At 43.5% G+C, this 20,186-nt stretch carries 19 protein-coding genes; 9 read left to right on the top strand and 10 right to left on the bottom strand.

Annotated elements, in window-relative coordinates:
• Nucleotides 1-543 precede the first annotated feature (543 nt).
• From AB4209_RS12130 to AB4209_RS12120, 3 genes are all read left to right on the top strand, one after another.
• Entirely contained in the window at nt 544-2,136 is a 1,593-nt protein-coding gene (locus AB4209_RS12130; RefSeq protein WP_372055993.1) for an L-serine ammonia-lyase, iron-sulfur-dependent, subunit alpha, read from the top strand.
• A 13-nt stretch (nt 2,137-2,149) separates the two neighbouring features.
• Nucleotides 2,150-3,766: a BCCT family transporter gene (locus tag AB4209_RS12125; protein ID WP_372055991.1), complete on the top strand. Its 1,617-nt coding sequence runs from the start codon at nt 2,150-2,152 to the stop codon at nt 3,764-3,766.
• A 237-nt stretch (nt 3,767-4,003) separates the two neighbouring features.
• The gene (locus AB4209_RS12120; RefSeq protein ID WP_372055989.1) at nt 4,004-4,279 is read left to right on the top strand and encodes an EamA family transporter; all 276 of its coding nucleotides are present in this window, start codon (nt 4,004-4,006) and stop codon (nt 4,277-4,279) included.
• Nucleotides 4,280-4,423: 144 nt separating this feature from the next.
• Here AB4209_RS12120 and AB4209_RS12115 read toward each other — a convergent pair whose 3' ends face one another.
• The 5 genes from AB4209_RS12115 to AB4209_RS12095 all read right to left on the bottom strand — a co-directional run bounded on the left by AB4209_RS12115 (nt 4,424) and on the right by AB4209_RS12095 (nt 9,894).
• Nucleotides 4,424-5,467, bottom strand: a complete 1,044-nt coding sequence (locus tag AB4209_RS12115; protein WP_017062429.1) for a GMP reductase — start codon at nt 5,465-5,467, stop codon at nt 4,424-4,426.
• An 865-nt stretch (nt 5,468-6,332) separates the two neighbouring features.
• On the bottom strand, nt 6,333-6,770 hold the full coding sequence (locus tag AB4209_RS12110) for a PAS domain-containing protein (RefSeq protein ID WP_048606084.1): 438 nt from the start codon (nt 6,768-6,770) through the stop codon (nt 6,333-6,335).
• A gap of 1 nt (nt 6,771) precedes the next feature.
• Entirely contained in the window at nt 6,772-7,776 is a 1,005-nt protein-coding gene (locus AB4209_RS12105; protein ID WP_029236531.1) for a response regulator, read from the bottom strand.
• A 319-nt stretch (nt 7,777-8,095) separates the two neighbouring features.
• Nucleotides 8,096-8,341 (bottom strand): hypothetical protein, encoded by a 246-nt coding sequence (locus AB4209_RS12100; RefSeq protein ID WP_010430578.1) that lies wholly within the window; start codon nt 8,339-8,341, stop codon nt 8,096-8,098.
• A gap of 200 nt (nt 8,342-8,541) precedes the next feature.
• Nucleotides 8,542-9,894, bottom strand: a complete 1,353-nt coding sequence (locus AB4209_RS12095; protein ID WP_372055987.1) for an MATE family efflux transporter — start codon at nt 9,892-9,894, stop codon at nt 8,542-8,544.
• Between the two features lie 100 nt (nt 9,895-9,994).
• Between AB4209_RS12095 and AB4209_RS12090 the strand changes: the two genes are divergently transcribed.
• Entirely contained in the window at nt 9,995-10,969 is a 975-nt protein-coding gene (locus AB4209_RS12090; RefSeq protein WP_017068435.1) for a LysR family transcriptional regulator, read from the top strand.
• A 42-nt stretch (nt 10,970-11,011) separates the two neighbouring features.
• Nucleotides 11,012-11,911 (top strand): DMT family transporter, encoded by a 900-nt coding sequence (locus AB4209_RS12085; protein ID WP_017068434.1) that lies wholly within the window; start codon nt 11,012-11,014, stop codon nt 11,909-11,911.
• A 158-nt stretch (nt 11,912-12,069) separates the two neighbouring features.
• Here the strand turns inward: AB4209_RS12085 and AB4209_RS12080 are convergent, their stop codons facing one another.
• Together AB4209_RS12080 and AB4209_RS12075 are read right to left on the bottom strand one after the other, a co-directional pair.
• Complete coding sequence (locus AB4209_RS12080) at nt 12,070-12,489, bottom strand: VOC family protein (protein WP_048614864.1); 420 nt, start codon at nt 12,487-12,489, stop codon at nt 12,070-12,072.
• A gap of 205 nt (nt 12,490-12,694) precedes the next feature.
• On the bottom strand, nt 12,695-13,588 hold the full coding sequence (locus AB4209_RS12075) for a DMT family transporter (protein ID WP_017065985.1): 894 nt from the start codon (nt 13,586-13,588) through the stop codon (nt 12,695-12,697).
• A 299-nt stretch (nt 13,589-13,887) separates the two neighbouring features.
• Here AB4209_RS12075 and AB4209_RS12070 point away from each other — a divergent pair, with 299 nt between their 5' ends.
• Complete coding sequence (locus AB4209_RS12070; protein ID WP_372055985.1) at nt 13,888-14,508, top strand: heme-binding beta-barrel domain-containing protein; 621 nt, start codon at nt 13,888-13,890, stop codon at nt 14,506-14,508.
• A 71-nt stretch (nt 14,509-14,579) separates the two neighbouring features.
• Here the strand turns inward: AB4209_RS12070 and AB4209_RS12065 are convergent, their stop codons facing one another.
• Nucleotides 14,580-15,560 carry a bile acid:sodium symporter family protein gene (locus AB4209_RS12065; RefSeq protein WP_032545880.1) on the bottom strand — a complete coding sequence of 327 codons (981 nt, stop codon included), beginning with the start codon at nt 15,558-15,560 and terminating at the stop codon, nt 14,580-14,582.
• Between the two features lie 346 nt (nt 15,561-15,906).
• Between AB4209_RS12065 and AB4209_RS12060 the strand changes: the two genes are divergently transcribed.
• Together AB4209_RS12060 and AB4209_RS12055 are read left to right on the top strand one after the other, a co-directional pair.
• The gene (locus tag AB4209_RS12060; protein ID WP_017068432.1) at nt 15,907-16,173 is read left to right on the top strand and encodes a DUF3081 domain-containing protein; all 267 of its coding nucleotides are present in this window, start codon (nt 15,907-15,909) and stop codon (nt 16,171-16,173) included.
• 41 nt (nt 16,174-16,214) lie between these two features.
• Nucleotides 16,215-16,826 (top strand): CIA30 family protein, encoded by a 612-nt coding sequence (locus tag AB4209_RS12055; protein ID WP_372055983.1) that lies wholly within the window; start codon nt 16,215-16,217, stop codon nt 16,824-16,826.
• Between the two features lie 113 nt (nt 16,827-16,939).
• Here AB4209_RS12055 and AB4209_RS12050 read toward each other — a convergent pair whose 3' ends face one another.
• Both AB4209_RS12050 and AB4209_RS12045 read right to left on the bottom strand, forming a co-directional pair.
• On the bottom strand, nt 16,940-17,965 hold the full coding sequence (locus AB4209_RS12050; protein ID WP_372055981.1) for a zinc-binding alcohol dehydrogenase family protein: 1,026 nt from the start codon (nt 17,963-17,965) through the stop codon (nt 16,940-16,942).
• A gap of 156 nt (nt 17,966-18,121) precedes the next feature.
• Nucleotides 18,122-18,889, bottom strand: coding sequence for a glycine betaine ABC transporter substrate-binding protein (locus AB4209_RS12045; protein ID WP_372055995.1), 768 nt, complete (start codon nt 18,887-18,889; stop codon nt 18,122-18,124).
• A 268-nt stretch (nt 18,890-19,157) separates the two neighbouring features.
• Between AB4209_RS12045 and AB4209_RS12040 the strand changes: the two genes are divergently transcribed.
• The gene (locus AB4209_RS12040; RefSeq protein WP_102428016.1) at nt 19,158-20,090 is read left to right on the top strand and encodes a LysR family transcriptional regulator; all 933 of its coding nucleotides are present in this window, start codon (nt 19,158-19,160) and stop codon (nt 20,088-20,090) included.
• Nucleotides 20,091-20,186: the final 96 nt, after the last annotated feature.

Genomic DNA, 20,186 nt, shown 5'->3' with positions numbered 1-20,186 from the left:
AGTTCGGAGTTGAATTCGGGCCTTAGTAACTAAGCAACCCGTAGTGCATTTTCTTCAGTACACTTCATTTTTTACCATCAATCCTCCTAGATAACAAACGATTCAGCACTAAGACAGCAATGAGTCAGCCACTTAGCCTTAGTTGCATATTGCTACTAACCCCCTCATGTAAGTTTTGATTTGGAAACAAGGGCACTTTTTCTGGAAGTGTGACACTGGATTTACATATCACTAGAGAACTATGACCTTAGATTTCCTAGCGCATGCCTTCATACACCAGCACGCAAATGTACGACTTTGCCACCCCTCCATTTTCTCTCATGCGAAAATTAACCATAATGATGCAAGTAAATTTTTATATATATGAAAAATATCGGTCGAATATTGATCGAAAATGTGCGTTAGCTAGTAGTTTTAACATCAAAAGTGGCTTTATGCTTGGGTTTTGCGCGGTTTGCATTTATCTTGCGTCTATGGAGTGATTTTCATTTTTGTGAAATTTCATTTCTTCAGAAAGAAAATTTATAGCGATAGAGGGTAACAATGAAAAGGCAAAGTCCAAGTATTTTTAACGATATTGTTGGCCCAATTATGGTTGGCCCGTCAAGTTCACACACTTGCGGCCCATCCAGAATTGGATATCTAAGCCAACAACTTTTATCCGGTAACTTAACAAGATGTACAGTTGAGTTTGCAAGAAATGGTGCTTATACGCTGATGTATAAAGGCCAAAGGTCTGATATGGGTTATATCAATGGGCTTTTGGGGAGACGCCCGGAAGATCCGAGACTAGCAAATGCTTTTGAGGAAGCAAAAAAAGTTAATATCGAAGTTAATTTTGAGATTAGTGAATTTCCCCCGGTTGTACCTAATATATCTCACCTTACGCTGGAAAGTGATCAGGGAGAAAAAGTTGTCGTACACTCTGACTCTACAGGTGGTGGAACAGTAAAACTATTAGAAATCGATGGCTTTGAGGTTGGTATTGTCGGAGATTGCCATGAGCTCTTGGTATATACAAACACTGGACTAGAGCAGAGCTCCAAAATCAGAGACGCTGTTGTAAAAAATTTCGAATTGAACGAAGGAGTTACCCTTTCCACAGTAGATGATAGGGCTTTGATTAACTTCAAGAGTCGCTCTCCGTATGACGATGATGTGTTAGAAACGATTCGTAGTATGGAATATGTTGTCGATGTGAAAACGTTAAAGCCTGTGTTAGCCGTCCCATCAAACCGTTATTGCTCCTTCCCATTTAATAGCGCTGAGGAAATGATAAATGTTTCTAAAGAAACAGGTAAAGAGTTATGGGAATTAGCCATCGATTATGAAATGGCGCGTAGCGGATGGACAAAGGATGAAGTTCTGGATTTTATGCAACATGTTGTTGAAACGATGGAATTCAGTTCAAAAGAAGCGCTAAAGGGCGATATCAATATGGCTGGTATTATTACTCCAACAGCCGGGAAGATTGAAAAGTTTGTTAAAACTGACAAACGCGCTCTGGACATGGGTGTACTTAATACCGCCGTTGCTTGGGGTATGGCAACGATGGAATATAGCAGTGCGCAAGGAGTTGTATTGTGCGCTCCTACTGGCGGATCTGCTGGTATCTTCCCCGGAGCAGTGCTAGGTCTGGCGAATCATCTAGACCTGTCAATGGATGAAAAAGTTAAAGCTATGCTTGTCACATCTATTATTGGGATAGTGATGAGTAAAGACCACAACTATTCCGCAGAACTGTATGGATGTCAGGTTGAGCCGGGGGCTGCTTCAGCTATGGCCTCAGGCGCACTTGTTTATCTTATGGGCGGTACTCCAGAGCAATCTTGCATGGCTGCTTCTTGTGCAACTCAAAACATTCTGGGTACGATTTGTGACCCTCTTGCTGGATTAGTTCAGGTTCCTTGTATAAACCGCAATGCTATGTCAGTAGCTAATGCTGTTGTCTGTGCAAACATGATTATGGGAGGCTTCGACCCTCTAATTCCTTTAGATGAATCCGCTGAAACTCTGTTCAGAGTAGGCGCTCAATTGCCTAGTGAGCTGCGCTGTACATGCAAAGGTGGACTTTGCACCACTCCGACAGGTCAGAGACTTGCTGAAGAGCAAGATGAGAGAGATAACAACCGCTAATTAAAGGTTTAACATGAACATTAATAAAGCTAAAAAAACGCAGCTAAATCTATTTGCATTTTGGCCTGCATTTATAATCCTCGCCTCATTTATCCTTACAGGTGCATTTTTCACTAAACCACTTGGTGCTTTTTTGGATAATGTACTTTACTACTTCGCTGACCACTTAGGCTGGTATTTCAGTTTAATTGCATTGGCTTGTCCCATTCTGGCTATCGCTTTTGTAATTGGTAAATATGGTGACATAAGAATTGGCGGCGATAAAGCAAAGCCAAAATTTAACATGTTTAGTTGGTGTGCTATTACTATTTGTGGTGGTATTGGTACAGGACTTCTGTTCTGGGCAATGGGTGAACCTATCTATCATTTTGCGACGCCACCAGTAGCAGCAGGTGTTGAACCATTCACAAGAGAAGCTGCGATTTTCGCCGTATCTCAGGCAATGTGGAACTGGACATTTATTCAATACTCTATGTACACGCTGTGCGCCGTTGGTTTTGCACTGGTAACATTTAATCGCAAAAAAAGCCTTTCATTTGGCTCACTAATTGAAGTTGTCTTCGGTAAAAGAATTCCGTGGTTAGAAACACTTGTCCATGTACTAGTAATTTTTTGTTTGTGTGCCGCTGTAGCGAACTCTATGGGTGTTGGTCTTTTGCAAATTGGTGCAGGACTTGAGGCTGCGTTTGGTATCGAGCAATCACCATTTATCTGGCTAGTAACAGCTATCCTAATTGGTGTGTTCTTCATCATTTCTTGTGTCTCTGGCCTGAGCAACGGTTTAAAAAGAGTTGCATCAGTTACGATCTACATCTTTTTAGCGCTGCTGGCTTACGTGCTGGTTTTCGGAGATACCATGTTTATCGGTAAGATCAGCGCTGAAGCAATCGGAAGCCTGATGGATACATGGGCTCAGAAGACAGTTACCCAGAACACCATGGCACCAGAAGACTCATGGTATGCTAATTGGATCTTCCAGTTCTGGGCGCAATTCTTGGTATATGCTCCTGTAATTGGTATGTTCCTAAGTCGTATGGCTTATGGCCGAACAGTTCGTCAATTTGTTCTGGTTAATGTTCTTGTTCCGTCACTTTTCTGCATCCTTTGGATCGGTGTGTTTGGTGGCATGACCGTTAGCTTGCAAATTAACGAAGTAATTGACGTATGGGGCACAGTTAATGAGTCAGGTATGCAGTCTACTGTATTCCAGATTCTTGGCTCACTACCAATGGGTTCGATAGTTACACTAGTATTCCTAATAACCATTTGCTTCTCGTTCTGTACACTGGCTGATCCGATGGCATCGGTACTTGCAACTTTATCTGTTAAGAACCTTAACTTTGATGAAGAGCCACCAAGAAATATTAAAATAATTATGGGGGTGATCATAACTGTTGCGGCATACATTTTGGTCGCTTCTGGCGGAATGTCTTCTATCAAAGGTGTATACGCGATTATTGGATTAATTCTTTCCGTAGTAGTGTTTATGTGTTTCCTAGTAGCTTTCAGACTTTCTAAAGAATGCATCACTGAGGAAAATCATGGTGTTATTGCAGAAGGTGAAGCTAATCAAGAAAATAAAACAATTGAAAGCTCTAAATTGGATGAGCTTTGTCTAGAAAACTCGTAAGGTAAAAGAAGAGACAAACCTTTATGCATGGTTTGTCTCTTTTCCCTTGCTTTCTATCAAACGACCAGAGCATTTATGATTAGGCAAACTACTTGCAATCGTCGTCATGGGGGGGATGTGCTAGCAGGAGTCATGTTGGCACATACGTAGAACTCACTATTTTGATAGAAATCAATTTGTTTATAGCGCTAATAATGCCTTGAAAATTATCACTTAAAATCTACCTAAGAAGTAATTATGCCCAATACCGCATCCCCAAAAATAATGATTCTCGCCACTGTTGCTGCTATTAGCATGGGAACTATTGGGGTCATTTCACGTTTATCTGAACTTGATGCCATTACAGTTACTTTTTTTAGGTTATTTATCGGTGGAACTCTTTTACTCGTTCTGATGTTAGTAACGGGTCAGGCACGTCAACTACGCACTAGACCGCACCCACTAATAATGTTGAACGGTGTCATGCTCGCTGGGTTTATGACATTTTTTATTGATAAGGTAGAGCAGACATAATATTGCCTCTTCACGATTTTGTCGTAAACTTACTTAAGTCTAGACCATGAAGAGGCAATATCAAATTATGGTTGTACCAAATATCAATATATGGTTGCAAATATCAATTTATGGTTGTTTCAACACTATTCGAATCCGTTCAGATTACTCTTTACCGAATACGTTGTTTTCTTGTTCTTGTACACGAATGAAAGTTGTACGCTTAGTTAGCTCTTTAAGCTTTGCTGCGCCTACGTACGTACAAGTTGAACGTACACCACCAAGGATGTCAGAAATTGTGTTGTGAACTGAACCACGGAACGGAAGTAAAACAGTTTTACCTTCCGCAGCACGGTACTTAGCAACACCACCTGAGTGCTTGTCCATAGCCGACTGTGACGACATTCCATAGAACTTCATGAATTGCTTACCGTCTTGCTCTACAACTTCGCCGCCTGACTCAGAGTGACCTGCTAGCATGCCGCCTAGCATTACGAAGTCAGCACCGCCGCCGAACGCTTTAGATACGTCACCCGCACATGAACAGCCACCGTCACCGATGATCATGCCGCCAAGGCCGTGTGCTGCGTCGCCACACTCGATGATTGCAGAAAGTTGAGGGTAACCTACGCCTGTTTTAACACGTGTAGTACAAACAGAACCAGGGCCGATACCAACCTTAACGATGTCTGCGCCAGCTAGGATTAGCTCTTCAACCATGTCACCCGTTACAACGTTACCAGCAGAGATAACTTTAGTCGGGAATTCAGCACGTACTTTTTGTACATACTCAACTAGGTGCTCTGAGTAGCCGTTAGCGATATCAATACAGATAAATACGAATTCGTCGCTAAGCGCCATGATTTGCTTAGTTTTCTCAAACTCAGCTTCAGAAGTACCTGTTGAAACAAATACGTTGTTCAGCGTTTTCTTGTCTGCTGTTTTTGCGAACTCAGCCCACTGCTCTACTGTGTAGTGCTTGTGTACTGCAGTCATAACACCGTGCTCTGCTAGAGCCGCTGCCATTTCAAAGCTTGCTACCGAATCCATGTTCGCTGCAATTACTGGAGTACCAGACCATTGACGACCGCTATGCTTGAATGTAAAATCGCGGGTTAATTCAACTTGAGAACGGCTTTTAAGGGTAGAACGCTTCGGACGGAAGAGTACATCTTTGAAACCTAACTTAAGTTCTTGTTCGATACGCATGGTGTTTTCCTTGATTCATAAAATTATGTGTCTCTCGCGAAATGCGCAGTAAAACCGTTGGCAGACGAGTTTACTTTTCTTCGGACACAAAAAAACCGGAGCGTTGGCAGACGCTCCGGTTTTCAGCATTATAGGTCGTGATTTAGTAACAGCAAGTCTGATATTTCACTTTTTTTTATGCTATCCTCTCAAAGATTCCATATCCGCTAAAACTTCCTCAGTTACACTTCCCAACTAAATTCTTATTAATTAATAACTTAGCGAACCATTCACGCAAAAGCTGTTGGTTTATTGCGCAATCGTTTTCCTTCATATTTCACGTAATATCACCCTCTCAAAGCAAATATGTGAAGAAAGTGCCTCGAAATTACATAAAAACCACACTTTTCTCCAACAAAAAAATGCCTTTTTTCTTAAATAAATTCGATTATTTTCCAATTTTTATCTGTTTTTGACCAAATTGGCTAATCTCGTGACGTTTCTGTTTTGCGGTCACTTAGAAAAGTAGAGTGAAAAGGACTCAATCTAGAGACCAATATTCACTTGGGTTTGAGAGTCGAGCCCTCGCACTCCATTAAATGAAGCTTTCAAGCTTGTACTTTATAAATCCAATTTCTATTAACCCGTAGCATTACGGTTCCAAAAGCACGTTTCGTCGGCGCCCTTTCGTTCATGTAACCTAGAAGACTCTGCAAAGCGCTCAGAAAAAGAGGATTGGTTGACGTGAAAAACTGGGGAAAAGATAAGATTTGAAGAATAGAAAGCAAAAAAATGGCTCAGGTAATTAACCTTAGCCATTTTTATTCGCTGATTAGACTGATGCTAATGCGCGTATTGGAATGCGTTGTTTGGCGAATAGAGCAATCTAGTTCTTTTGAGAGACTAACGCTTCTGCAGTTGCATCTTGAATAGACAAGAACAATGAGGTCACTTGCCCTGTTGGTGAGCGCATCGGGTTCAGCGTCACGTTCTGATACATGAAATCAGCTTGTTGGGTTACTGGCCTAACGTTACGACACTTAAACAGATAAGGCCTTTGTTGCCATGTAATGAAGCTACGGCAACCTAGGTCATAGACTGGCTTGGTTTTGAGCCTAAACCACTCTTCTGGGATTTCAGGGAACAGTTCAAAGATCGACTTACCGATCGCATCATGCGATTGCTTACCGCTATGGTGCGTCATGAAGCCATTCCAAACTTGTACCTGAAAGTCACGGTTAATGACCACCAGCCCCATATCGACGTTTTGAACCATGTCTACCATCCAGTGGAACTGTTCAAACTCAGCAGGAAGATTCAACATATTAAAACTCCTCCATTAGGTAGGCCAATTTGTTATCTAGAAGAGGCAGAGACTCATCAACAAACATAAATAGAAGGTCACAACGGATGGACGTGCCGTCGATGTTGTAGCTGACTTCGAACGTCATGGTCTTTTTAAATGAGCCGCTGGTATTTTCAATCACCGAATCAATCGAGATGTGTTGACCTAGCAGCACAGGAGAGCTCTGAAAGAAACGAACTTCTGATTGCTCCCCTAACCCATTCAAGAAAGAGCCGACTAAGATGTTCGATACATCCATCAACAACTCTAATTCTTCTAGCTGCTCGCTTTCTGTTGGCACCTTCATGAGCTTCTTAAGATCGCTCACACTGGAATCACTCAACAAAACTAGCGCTTCACCTGCAATGCCTTCTCCACTAAAGCCTTGGCAAACACCCGACACTTGGTCGTTATCCGCTAGGTCACGAAGTGCCATGTGCAATTCACTCACTTCGAAGATGTTAACGTTCGGCAGCGGTAGGTGAACAAACACATTAAAGTGACGAGCCAGTGCATCAGCGGCACGGCCTATCGCTACGTTCGCGACTTCCATATAGATATCGCGTCTGCGAAGTATTGGCAGTTCTAAAGCGGTTGGGGTAATGATTTGAGGTTGTTTTGGCGGCTCGACATGCTCACGTAAAATGGCTTTTAGCGCTTCTTTATCGATCGGCTTTTGCAAAAATGCTTTGGCGCCAAGATCCAGCACCTTCTGTTGTGCTTTTGGTTGTATGTCACCAGAAACAACGACAACTGGCGTGGTATCGCCTAAACGTTGCATCTCTTCCAATGTGCCATAGCCGTCTAATTCCGGCATGGTTAGGTCGAGGAACATCAATTTGAATTGGTTTTTAGCGAGCTCTTCAAGTGCATTAAGCCCATGAACAGCAAAAGTTATATCTGCATTTAGAGAACTAGGCAGTGACCGAGCCATCTGCTTCCTTGCTAACGCAGAATCATCACATATAAGAACTGGGAACGACATAAATGCACCACTGACAAATTAAAGCTAATTCGACCGAGTGTAACAGAACATTATGGTATCAGGTACGGGGTGAATGGATTTATGTGCAGATTATTAGTAAGAATGATGAAACAGGTGGGTAAGCTATTATTTCGCATTATTCTTCATGAAAAACAATATGCTACAAAGGTAATAGCCAATCCTTGCTGTTGAGTAATAGCACTATTATATTTAACAGCAGCCTTAACAAGCGGGTTTATTAAGGCTCGACTGACTCATTCATTGAACGGCTTTATGTAGCCATGATAGAGAGCTATCCCACAAAGCTAATGCAAGAGAACTAGAACTGATATGAAGGCCATAAAATCAGTAATGCGAAACGTATGATCACAGCAAATACCAACAACGCGATCCCCAGGCGATACCATTTGTATTCGGCGATGTTCATTGGGATACGCTTGTAGAACATCGTAATCACGCCTTTCCAATCGCTACTGCGTCTTCCGTACTGCATCATGCTCGTCAAAACAAACAGTGCGCCAAGCACTAACATTCCTTTTTCAGCCCAGAACAATCCAACTTCCATTTGTGTATTCCTTGATAAAACGGTGAGCAACTCAAATCATTCTAGTCACCTTTTAGCTCGGTTTCTGTAAGACCAAGGTCTAAATTACGAAGTACGCAATTTAGGGCTTATAGGTCATTGTTGGTAATTGATAGTTCTCGGTCAGCAATACAACGTTTATCGTTCAAGGTTCCATGGTAAAGGCGAGCATCACAAGCAAATCACGTATAAGCATGATTCGACAAATCTGGAGATTGGTTGTTCTTTTGAATGACACGCATCAATTGGATAAGCAGCAGAATACCTGTCACGCCTAAGCCAACACCGATTCCGCCCCAAATCCCTGCCAATTCGAACTTAGGCATCAAATACCAAGCCGCAGGCAAGCCAAATACCCAGTAACCGATGGCAGTCATCACGGTTGGCATAGAGACAATCTTCATGCCTCTTAGCAGGTTAATCGCCAGTAGCTGCCAAGCATCAACAATAAAGCACAAAGCAACGACCCAAATCACAGAAGCCAGTAGTGAAGTCATTGCACCCGTGCCATCGTCTAACTTGAAGATAGAAGCAATCATCTCAGGCCATATAATGAACACGGCCGACAACGCCACACTCAACACCGACACCAATATAAAGCTTTGAATCGAGGTTCTTTTGATGCCTTCGTAGTTGCCCGCGCCATAATCACGGCCTACTAAAATTGCGGCAGCTTGCGAGAAACCGAAGTTGAAGTTCCAAGTAAAGCTTAAACATTGCAGCAAGATTTGGTGCAAGGCTAACGAAGCAATACCGATCGTGCCCGCCATCAAGGTGCCACCGTAAATCAAGCCATGCTCAAGTAAAGCAGCCAAGCCGATAGGTAGACCCATCAACAACAATGGGCTCATCAACTTGATTGAATACTCTTCTGTATTTAGCCAAGGGGCGAACTGCTTAAACTCGTCACGCTTAAATACCCAAACCGTATATCCAACCATCACGATAAATGCCGCGATAGCCGTACCAAGCCCTAAACCTGTTAAGCCCATGTCTAATTGGAAGGTGAGAAAGTAGCTCACTGGCACATTCAGAATTACGGTGATAATCGACATCACAAGAATGGAGCGCACGTTGCCAAACGCACTGGTTAAGCCACGAAGTACCAACAAGATAAGCGAAGGCAACATTACCCACTTCAAAGCATGGACATATTCCATGGCTAAAGTGATCACTTCTGGTGGCTGTTTGGCTGCTTCTAATACCAACGGAGCAAACCAGAAGCTGGCCATTAAGGTCACGCTGAGCACGAATGCCAACATGGTTGCGCCTTTCACAGCCAATCTGATTTGAGTATTACCAAACTCAGGGCGAGCTACGCGCTGACCATAAGCAATCGCAATCAAGTTCGCGACACAACCCACGGTGCTGCTCGCAATAATGAAGATGAAAAAGTAGATTGAGGCACCTAAGCCACCAGCCGCAAGGGCTGACACACTGATACGCGACATCATCCAAACATCAGTAAGGACTAAAGCCATAGAGATCAGCTGTGAAATGATCAAAGGGAATGCAAGAGTGAGTATTTTTTTCATGAGCGCCTCAGGTAATTTCGCCCAAAATACGATCGATGAGGCTAGCGTTCAATTGATAAATTTGCGACTCTAACATTCCATAAACTCATGCGAACGAATTATGACCCCATATCCTAGCTTGCCATCATCACATAATGGCTTAAAAGCCTTTGAAGCTGCCGCAAGGCTGATGAGCTTTACGCTGGCTGCCGAAGAGCTGCATGTGACACAAAGTGCGATCAGCCGACAGATCAAACAGCTTGAAGATGAGTTAAACGCATCACTGGTTATTCGTAAGCATCGAGCCATAGAATTAACGGTACAAGGTCATGATTTGTATGTGGCTTTGCGAGAAAGCTACGGTAATATCGAAGCTGTTATCGCCTCTTGGAGTGAGCCCAAGCAGAAGCGTATCGTGATCAAAGCGACTCTGAGTTTCGCGACGCGAGTATTGATCTCCAAAGTTCGGGAATTAAACGAGCGTTATCAAGATCATGAGATAGTCATTGTTCCTGTGATTGAGGAAGACGAATCGATTAATAGTAGTGAGTATGATCTACTGATCTTCCACACGCGTTTCAAAAAACGCTATGACAAGGCACCTGACATTACCTTCTTGCGTGAAGAGTTCATGGCGCCGGTTTGCTCTACTAGTTTAACCACCAAAGACACCGACCTTGATTCAATCTTAACCTTGCCAAGGCTGCATCCAACCTTAGATCATCACGACTGGAAAGTGTGGCTGGCCGATGTTGAATTCCCACCAAAGAAACCTGTCAGAAATACCAGCTTCTTGTCTTTAGATATGGCGCTCAGTGCCTGTCTATCCGGTGAAGGGGTTACGGTCACGGATCTGTTGTTAGTTCAACAAGATCTCCAACGAGGCTTCTTGTACTGCCCTAGAAATGCAAAAATCCAACACAGTGCTTGGACTTACTTCATGCACCAGCGTAGTCACACGCCTATCATCAACGACCTTATTGAATGGCTTAGAGAAGAGACAACAAAAGAGATCGAGTTGCTGAAAGTACTCGCACAGCAATATCAATGGTTTGGTGTAATAGAACAGGACAAAGACTTTGGTCGGCTCTTCTAAACTAAGTTATGATTCCTGTTCCCTCAACCGATTGATATTTTTATGTCTTCTTTCTCTTTTTCACAAATCCCTGTTGGGGTTCGATTCATGATCCTCTCCGCTTTTGGATTCGCACTGATGTCAGCTTGTGTGAAATACATCAGCAATTATGGCATTCCTGTATTCGAAATCGTTGCAGCAAGGGCTTTGGTGTCTTTGATCATCAGCTACATCGACGTAAAACGAAAAGGCATTTCGATCTGGGGTAATAACAAACCTTTGTTGTTTGTTCGTGGCGCAGTAGGTACTGCAGCACTGATGTGTGTTTACTACGCTGTAACCACTCTTCCGTTAGCAGAAGCGACCATTCTACAATACGTACATCCGGTCTTTACCGCGTTGCTCGGTGTGTTGTTCCTGAAAGAACGCGTCCAGAAATCGACCATGATCTGCATTGCATTCTGCCTAGCGGGATTATTGGTGATGGTTCAACCAAGCATGAACAGCGGCGCGAGCAGCGAGTTACCGCTATTCAGCATTATGGTGGCGTTATGTGGTGCGTTTGGTAGCTCAATTGCTTATGTGATTGTGAGAAAGCTGAGCCAGACGGAAGACAGCTCTGTCATCATCTTCTACTTCCCACTGGTTGCTCTGCCAATATCGACAGTCCTTATTTGGAACGACTTTGTATGGCCAAGTCTATTCTTAACCGTGATGCTCGTGTTAGTCGGTATTTTCACTCAGATAGGCCAATACGGTTTGACCAAAGCGATGCAGACTCAAGCGGCGGGTAAAGCTTCGGCTTACTCATACGTCCAGATTGTCTTCTCGGCACTGTTAGGCGTGTGGATCTTTAATGAAATTCCATCGGTTTGGACTTATCTAGGCGGTGGCCTGATTGTGACTGGCGCGCTGATTAATGTGTTTGGCAAACAACTGTTGGTGCCTTTTAAGGCTAAATAAACAACCCAACAACTGAGCTAAACATCAGCTAAATAATCAGCTATTGCATAGACCTAAAAAGGGCATTGCGGATTATTCCACAATGCCCTTTTCTATAAATGTTCTCTAACGTGTTTTCATGCCGCTAACCAACTTTAATAAAGCGGCGTATTACGTAACTAACTCGTGGCATTTCGTAACTTAGGATCATCACTCAAATACTCAACAAACTCGATTTCAAAGCCTGCAGGATCCACAAAGTAGACATTTTTTCGATAAGGTTCTTCGGCACCGGGTTTGGCAATTGGAAAGCCCGCATCAACAAGGCGTTGAGTGACACTTTCGATATTATTGGTCACATAAGCGAAGTGTGCGAGACCAACAGAATGCCCAGCCAAATCTCTATTTTCACCTTCACCGTGATCACTTATTGCTATGTATTGGTACTCGTCGCCAAAATGCAGCCAGTTACGTGGCTTACCTGACCACTCCCCTTTTCCCTCGTCACGGACATACCAATGAGGGAACGCCGCTTTATAGAAAACCAGCATTTCTGGGATGTCTTTTACCACTAAATTCACATGTTCAAGTTGGATCATTCATCTCTCCTTAAAGTATTCTCGTAAGCAACGTTGCATATCCTAATACCTCAAGTTAAGTTGAGGTAAAGCACTAATTTGCATTTATTTCGAGAACGTTTTTAGAGCCCAAATTGTCGTATTTTGAAGCGATACAAACCCTAAGTTTAGACGACCTTCCCTGATGTGGTTTATTTGGAATCCAGAATGACTGAGAGACAAGCCGCTATGGTTTAGGCGGAGTAACCTCAACTTCTAAAGCGGCTCGGTCTCTCCACTTGAAAACCTTCTTCCATTTAATCGGCATCATTGGAATAACGATGAGACTAATGCCCACCAGCGTCAGGATGTCTGGAATCTCATCGAACCACATAACACCAAACAATGTTACGAACACCAACCCAGAATATTCGGCGAGCGCAATCTGGTTGGCCGGTGCTTTTTTGTAAGCCACCACCACAAGCGCATGGTATCCAAGTACGAACAAGTTGATTGCCATGATCCAACCAACATGACGCCATTCGAGCGCAGACCAAGTTGGCAGCGCTAATGCCAGTGCAAGTGGCAGAGTCATAATGCTGGTCCAGAACAGAGTTGAGATGATGTGTTGCTCTGCATTCAAGCGTTTAATCAAGATATTACCCACGCCCATCGCAAGCGCACTGCCTAGCCCAGCAATCGCCGCCCAATGAAATTGTTCAGGGCGTAACACGATTAATACGCCCACAAAACCAATCAGGGTCGCGATCACTTTTGAAGATGTCGGCCTTTCTTTCAACAGCACGATCGACAAAGGCAGCATAAGGATTGGTCCAACGTAGAACATCGCGTTTGCTGTCGCCAAAGTAAGGTGTGTAATGGCGATCATCGCGCAGCCACTCCCCACTAAGATAAATTGAGCCCTTAAGAAGTTGATTCGGCAACCGCCTTTCATACGCGTCTCTCTCGGTAACTTTAACCAAAATGGAAGCAACAAGATCACGCTCAATAGCTGACGGATAAACACGTACTGGAACGTAGGGACTTCGCCATTCAGTATCTTCAATGATACGTCTGAAAAAGACGCAAGTAGGTTTGCGAGCACCAAAAGCAAAATGGCGTGGTTAACAGCTTTATTCATACAGAAGTAAGATTACACATTTGTCATACAATTATGGGCGCACATCATACATGAGAATTTGAAATGTGTAATAGCAAAATTAATAAGGCTCAGACTAATGCAATTTTGAATTAAACCTCGATGAACAAATCACAGCTATTCGTTCAATATTTAGCCGCATTAATATCCCCTTACTGACTGATACATCAAGTTACAATTCGATTTCATATTAGCCAACAACACTGATCTGGGTTAATAAACTGGTTTCACAATAACCTTATTTTTATTGGGGTCAGATAATTAATAAAAAGGAAGTTAAAGTGAAAAAATTATTAGCACTTGGTATCGCAGCGGTAATCTCGGCTCCAGCAGTAGCCGACCACAGCACAATCAATGGTATGGATTTTGGTCCACTCGCAAAGTTAGTCGGCACATGGAAATCAGTCGAAACTGGCGGCGTTGATATTTCTCCAGGTCAAGAAGGCACAGAAGTGGGCAAAGGTGGCCCCGCGGTCACACCATTTTATGAAGTAATGACGTTTGAGGTTGCGGCAGATGCAACCAACGCCAGCGATCAATATCTGGTTGCTCTGTACTACAAACAAGAAGTATTCAGAAAGGCCGACGACTCTAAATTCCACGATCAACGTGGCTACTTCATCTACGATCAAAAAAATCAGATCGTCTACAACTCTTACTGTGTACCACGTACCACATGTGTCACCGCAGAAGGCCCTGCTGGCGATACAATGACGTTAGTTGCGTCAAAGCGTGGCATCGCTGAGTCTGAATACATGACGGACAACGCAACCACCACAGGCTTCACGATGAACATTAGCATTTCAGACGATACGCTGACGTACTCTCAAACAACAGGCTTAGAGATCTACGACAACGCATTTGCTCATACAGATTCAAGCACTCTAGTTAAAGTGAAGTAGATTCAAATACAAACGCCTTTCACAGCGAAGTGAAAGGCGTTTTTCTGTTGTACTTGTAACAACAAACAAGTTTAACTAGATTGTGTATCAACCTTGGCGTAACGGTTGGCTAGCACTGCACAGTAAAAGATCTGAATCGGGTGATAAAGCATGATTGGCAGTAATATCATCCCTAGATTAGGGTTGTGAGCAAAGATCACCTTAGCCATAGGAATACCTGCCGCTAAGGTCTTCTTAGTACCACAGAATACTGCCGCGACTTCATCTTGATGATTGAATCCAACCTTTCGGGCACTCCATTGAATGCCGTGTACCATCACCATCAATACCACTAAACAAATCACCGCTGACAGCAACAACAGCATTGGTGAAAAGTCGCTCCAAATACCGTGTTCAATAGAGTCACAGAAAGCACTGTAGACAATCAGAAGTATCACGTATTTATCTAACTTATTGACCACTGACTTGTGTTTCTGAGTCCATTCAAAAAGTAACGGGCGCATCAACTGGCCGACAATCATTGGCAATAGCAGCATTTTAGATATAGAGATCACCGATTCCATCAGGTTTAGCTCTGCACCTTCCAACCCCATAAAGAGCTGGATCAGTAGAGGCGTAATGAACACGCCTAAAATACTAGAAAGTGATGCATTGAATATCGCACCCGGTAGGTTTCCTTTTCCAATCACCGTCATCGCGACCGAAGACGAAATCGTACTCGGTAATACGAAGAGGTAACAGAAACCAAAGGCCAGAGCTGCTGGCATATAAGCGACAAAGCCTTGCCCGAATATCACCCAAAGCAGTGGGTAAACTAAGAATGTCGCGCTTTGTACAAAAACATGCAGCTTCCAATTCGAAAGCCCCTCAAGAATGGCTTTGGGAGACAAACCCAAACCGTGTAAGAAAAACACCAAAGCGATGCCGAGAACAGTCACCGTATCGAGATGAAGTACCCCACCCGATTTGCCCCAATCCGGCGTAAAAACAGCAACGACCATAGCCACCACCATCCCTACAAGAAACCATTCCTTTTTCAGTTTTTCTATCATGTTGACACGCACTTTCTGTAGATTCCATTTCAGCCAATAACAAGGCTCCGATGCTATTTATCCTATCGACTCTAATTTTAATTAACCACCATAAACGCAAATTAAGCTCGTCTTTATCTTGAGGGTTAACGTTGTTATTCGAGTTTGTTACGCACGCTTCGCTCTGGATTAATCGGATGTATGGAATGACGATGAAAATATTAGAAAACAGAGGTTTATCGAGAAGATAAGATCACTTTCAGTGATCGGAACACAAAGGCAAGCCGTAGGGACAGCAATCAAACAGTAACAAATTTAGATACCAATATTCAGCCTATTACCAATAACTACTCAGCGGGAGCAAAACATGGACAACAGAATCACCATTATTGAATTTCTCAGAGTATTTGAGTTTATTCGCTCTTCCGGTGAGCAACGGGACAACAAATATCTAGTTGGCGAAATGACGGCTTGGCATGATTACGACGGTTACACCTGTTGGCTAAGCTATAAAGACGTCACGGTGACGCTGATGTTTCACGGTTCGCTAAAAATTGAGTACGACAACGCTTCAAATTACTCTGAATTTATTGAGCATTGTATGGGTATGCTTGCCACTGAACCTTCTCCATAAAACGCGAACAGACTAACGGCTAACGGCTAACGGAGACAATCATGAACGAAACGGCTTCATTGCTTAAGCGAAGACACCCTTTTTGGCTAGTACTCAGCCTCTCCTTTTTATGGTCTCAAGTATCTGTAGCAGGCATAGGTATGATTGATTTTATACAACCGAACGAACACAAGAATTGGACAGCGACCAACGACGATGTAATGGGTGGCATCTCAACGGGCGGGCTCATTTATCTTGATGATATGAGTCGATTTAGGGGCGAGCTATCGTTAGAAAACAATGGTGGTTTCAGTTCTGTAAAGCGCTCCATTGAATCACCAGCCCATGAAATAGATAGCGCAGAGCTAGTTTTCGTTGGTGATGGTCGCACCTACCAACTGAGGCTCACAACATCGAAAGATGGTAATCGAGTTCAATACAAACACGATTTCGATACGATAAAGGGAGTGCGGCTTAACAAGGTGTTCCACTTCAATGATTTTCAAGCGGTGTTCAGAGGTCGGCTACTGAGCGATGCGCCGGAACTTAAGGCACGAGACATCAAACAAATAGTTTTTTTGATTGCGGACAAACAGCCCTCGCCTTTTGAGCTAGACCTAATACAGCTTCACTTCAGAACATCGAAACCTATCACATCACCAGAAGCTGACTAAACTGAAAACAAACAAAAGCCCCTGAAACCTTTTGACTAGCAATCAGATATCAGGGGCTTCTTCTATTTAAACCGTCAACGACTCAAAACAACGACGGATTAAAACATCGGCAATTAGTATTTGATGGCAGTTTTACCAATCGAGGCACTGCTCTCAATGCGTTGGTGTGCATCTTTGATTGTATCCACACTAAAGCCATTTAGGGTCGTGGTTAGAGTCGTTTTAATACGGCCCGAATCAATCAGATTCGCGGCTTGGAATAGGATGTCTTGCTGCTTCTGGATATCTTCGGTGTTAAACAATGAACGCGTGAACATCAGCTCCCAAACAAAGCCTGCTGATTTTCCTTGCAGCGCTGATAAGTCAATACCACCATCAAATTCAACAATCGAACTGATCATGCCTTGCGGTGCGATCAACTCAACCATCGCATCCCAGTGCCCTTTTGTATCAGCAACATTGAAGATGTAGTCGACATGTTGAATGCCTTGCTCTCGGACAGACTCAACAAGGTTACGGTGGTTCACCACATAATCCGCCCCCATATCCCTTACCCACTTTTCAGTTTCGGGTCTTGAAGCTGTTGCGATAACATTTAGGTTGGTCAGTTGCTTAGCCAGTTGAATCGTAATTGAACCAACACCGCCTGCTCCACCAATGATCAGGATAGACTTTTTCTCTTCAGGACGAACACGCAAGCGGTCAAACAATGCTTCCCAAGCCGTAAGCGTTGCTAGTGGTATAACGGCTGCAGCTTCATCAGAAAGGCTCTTCGGCGCTTTAGCGGTAATACGGTAGTCCACAGCTTGGTATTCGGCATTAGCGCCCATACGAGTTACGTCACCTGCATAGTACACACGGTCACCGACTTCGAAGCCTTCAACGTCAGCACCTTTGCCAACAACTTCACCGACTGCGTCATAGCCCAACACTTTTGGTTGTTCGAGTGTTTTGTCTTTGGCACTACGAATACGAATTTTTGCGTCAGCAGGGTTAATAGAAGTCGCGCTCACTTTTACCAGCAAGTCATTATTTTTTAGTTCTGGCAGACTCGTTTCAAACTCAAATAAACTGTCTTGCTCTGTAATCGCAAGTGATTGAGTAAATCCGATAGCTTTCATTTTTGATGGTACTGACATAGTGCTTTCTCCTTGAATTAGACGAGTTAATCTTAGTCAATTCTCACTCTAGATAAACCGCCTAATATTTGAATAATTCTCAAATAATTTTTGATAATTGTATTGCCGTTATCTGGGTAATGCAGACATCTAACTGCACTACCAACGGCTTAGAGGTTAAATCAGGCCTTTCTCAATCAACCAATCATGTGTGACTTGATCTTGTGGTTTACCTTCACGGCAAACTTTGTAATCCAGCTCTGCGATGATGTCGTTCGAGAAGCGCAGGGAATCCAACTTCTGAATCTGTTGTTCGCTGAACAGATGCTTCTTGTCGTCTCTTAAAAGAAGCACTGCTCTATCAACAATTCCGAGTAGGCCTTTTGGCTCTTTGAGCTCACGAATATCGTAGCGATAGTGCAAAAACTGAGGTTTCCACAGTGGCACTACCACCCACTCTTTGTTTGCGACCGCACTTTCAAAGGCATTGAAACAATCATCTTCACTGCCAGGAAAGAACTGGTAGCCGGCATCGCTCAGGCCATAATCTTTCATCATCTGGATAGAGAAACGTGTGATGCCAGCGCCAGGGTTGATACCTTGAATGGTCGAGTTCATTTTCTCGACCACTTCGGCTTTTAATAAATCAGAGACTTCAGAAACCGCTTCTTCAGGCACATAGTCTGGTACGCCCCACAAAGCATAAGGTTCATAATGAAGCCCAAGCTTGATAAGTGGCTCAACTTCTTCAACGCCCGCTTTGTAGATACCGTGACTTGATGGCAGCCACGCAGAAGAAAGCATATCCACTTGGCCTGTTTTCAGCTTTTCAAAGTTCTCCTGATGGGGAGAGAAAATACGCTCTACCTCAAAACCCATGGCTTTCAATACATTGGCAACCAACGATGCGGTCGTAAGGTGGAACGACAAATCCGTTACACCCATTGTGATTTTCTTAGTCATCTTATCCCCCTAGATCGTAGGCTTCGTCCATACAGTGCGTACTGCGCTACGTTGTCGATATGGGAAAATGATAGTGAGAAAATTACTAATTTAAAACAGCCTCACATTTGAATTATTATCAAATTAGTTTTGACAATTAAGTGTTTGAAGCTAACTTAGAAGCGATAAGTAGAGATAACCCATTTGCAGATTGTGATGGGGAAATATCCCAACGCCATGTTTAGAACATAATTCAATACAGGTAGATAATATGCTTCTTGAAGACTTACAGGTCATTTTGAAAGTGGCGGAGTTTCGCAGTATCACCGCTGCAGCCACCAACCTTGATATGCGCACTGCCACAGCAAGTGCAGCGGTAAAACGTGTTGAAGCGGCACTAGGTGCGGAGTTATTTGTAAGAACCACGCGCCACCTAAGGCTCTCTTCAGCTGGCGAGCGTTATTTACCGGAATGCGAACAAGCCTTAAAGATGTTGGAGCAAGCGAAGCTCAACATGCGCGAAGAGCTCGGGATTCTTGATGGTGAAATTCGAATTGCGCTTTCATCGGATCTAGGACGCAACCTAATCACACCTTGGTTAGATGAGTTCTTGCTTGAATACCCAAAGGCGACGCTTCGTACTAGCATCAGCGATAGCAATATCGACTTCTACCGAGATTCCGTCGATATGGCGCTGCGTTACGGCTCCCCGACCGATGCCAATATGTATGGTTTTAAGATATGCGATGTGCCGAGGATATTGTGTGCGGCTCCTGACTACTTGGCTGAAATGGGAACACCAAAACACCCGAGTGACTTAGCGCAGCACAATGGTTTGCTTTACCAACTCCATGACATGTTGCAAGACGAGTGGGTGTTTAACGATGGTACTCAAGATCATAAAGTGAAACTAAAAGGAAATCGCGCTTCGAACGACGCAGACCTTGTAAGACGTTGGTGTATCGCGGGTAAAGGAGTGGCAATAAAATCTTGTTTAGACATGTCACCTCATCTGCTTTCAGGCGAAGTGGTTAAAGTTATGCCTGAGTTTAAGCCGACCCCTACCGAGCTGTGGTTAGTGTGTCCAAGTCGTCAATCCATCACCCCGACTGTGCGTCTACTGAGAGATTTATTCAGAGAGAAGACCGCTGAGATCCTTTCGCAACTGAGCAAACAAGGCATCATAGAAAGCACAACATCTTAAGATTGAATGCCGCTTAAAGATAAGAAACAGAGAGACAAAAAAGGCGTTAGCGAACTCAATTCGCTAACGCCTTTCATCATTAGAACATCATAGCTT

It is taken from the genome of Vibrio sp. 10N.286.48.C11 (genome assembly GCF_041469805.1).
GTDB classification, from domain to species: Bacteria; Pseudomonadota; Gammaproteobacteria; order Enterobacterales; family Vibrionaceae; genus Vibrio; species Vibrio crassostreae_C.
The sequence above is the reverse complement of the archived record's forward strand: the minus strand, read 5'-3'. Positions and strand labels throughout refer to the sequence as shown.

What these genes read in the sequence shown, in the direction of transcription:
- AB4209_RS12130 (WP_372055993.1), top strand. Translation starts at nt 544, where the DNA reads ATGAAAAGGCAAAGTCCAAGTATTTTTAACGATATTGTTGGCCCAATT.
- AB4209_RS12125 (WP_372055991.1), top strand. Translation starts at nt 2,150, where the DNA reads ATGAACATTAATAAAGCTAAAAAAACGCAGCTAAATCTATTTGCATTT.
- AB4209_RS12120 (WP_372055989.1), top strand. Translation starts at nt 4,004, where the DNA reads ATGCCCAATACCGCATCCCCAAAAATAATGATTCTCGCCACTGTTGCT.
- AB4209_RS12115 (WP_017062429.1), bottom strand. Translation starts at nt 5,467, where the DNA reads ATGCGTATCGAACAAGAACTTAAGTTAGGTTTCAAAGATGTACTCTTC.
- AB4209_RS12110 (WP_048606084.1), bottom strand. Translation starts at nt 6,770, where the DNA reads ATGTTGAATCTTCCTGCTGAGTTTGAACAGTTCCACTGGATGGTAGAC.
- AB4209_RS12105 (WP_029236531.1), bottom strand. Translation starts at nt 7,776, where the DNA reads ATGTCGTTCCCAGTTCTTATATGTGATGATTCTGCGTTAGCAAGGAAG.
- AB4209_RS12100 (WP_010430578.1), bottom strand. Translation starts at nt 8,341, where the DNA reads ATGGAAGTTGGATTGTTCTGGGCTGAAAAAGGAATGTTAGTGCTTGGC.
- AB4209_RS12095 (WP_372055987.1), bottom strand. Translation starts at nt 9,894, where the DNA reads ATGAAAAAAATACTCACTCTTGCATTCCCTTTGATCATTTCACAGCTG.
- AB4209_RS12090 (WP_017068435.1), top strand. Translation starts at nt 9,995, where the DNA reads ATGACCCCATATCCTAGCTTGCCATCATCACATAATGGCTTAAAAGCC.
- AB4209_RS12085 (WP_017068434.1), top strand. Translation starts at nt 11,012, where the DNA reads ATGTCTTCTTTCTCTTTTTCACAAATCCCTGTTGGGGTTCGATTCATG.
- AB4209_RS12080 (WP_048614864.1), bottom strand. Translation starts at nt 12,489, where the DNA reads ATGATCCAACTTGAACATGTGAATTTAGTGGTAAAAGACATCCCAGAA.
- AB4209_RS12075 (WP_017065985.1), bottom strand. Translation starts at nt 13,588, where the DNA reads ATGAATAAAGCTGTTAACCACGCCATTTTGCTTTTGGTGCTCGCAAAC.
- AB4209_RS12065 (WP_032545880.1), bottom strand. Translation starts at nt 15,560, where the DNA reads ATGATAGAAAAACTGAAAAAGGAATGGTTTCTTGTAGGGATGGTGGTG.
- AB4209_RS12060 (WP_017068432.1), top strand. Translation starts at nt 15,907, where the DNA reads ATGGACAACAGAATCACCATTATTGAATTTCTCAGAGTATTTGAGTTT.
- AB4209_RS12055 (WP_372055983.1), top strand. Translation starts at nt 16,215, where the DNA reads ATGAACGAAACGGCTTCATTGCTTAAGCGAAGACACCCTTTTTGGCTA.
- AB4209_RS12050 (WP_372055981.1), bottom strand. Translation starts at nt 17,965, where the DNA reads ATGTCAGTACCATCAAAAATGAAAGCTATCGGATTTACTCAATCACTT.
- AB4209_RS12045 (WP_372055995.1), bottom strand. Translation starts at nt 18,889, where the DNA reads ATGGGTGTAACGGATTTGTCGTTCCACCTTACGACCGCATCGTTGGTT.
- AB4209_RS12040 (WP_102428016.1), top strand. Translation starts at nt 19,158, where the DNA reads ATGCTTCTTGAAGACTTACAGGTCATTTTGAAAGTGGCGGAGTTTCGC.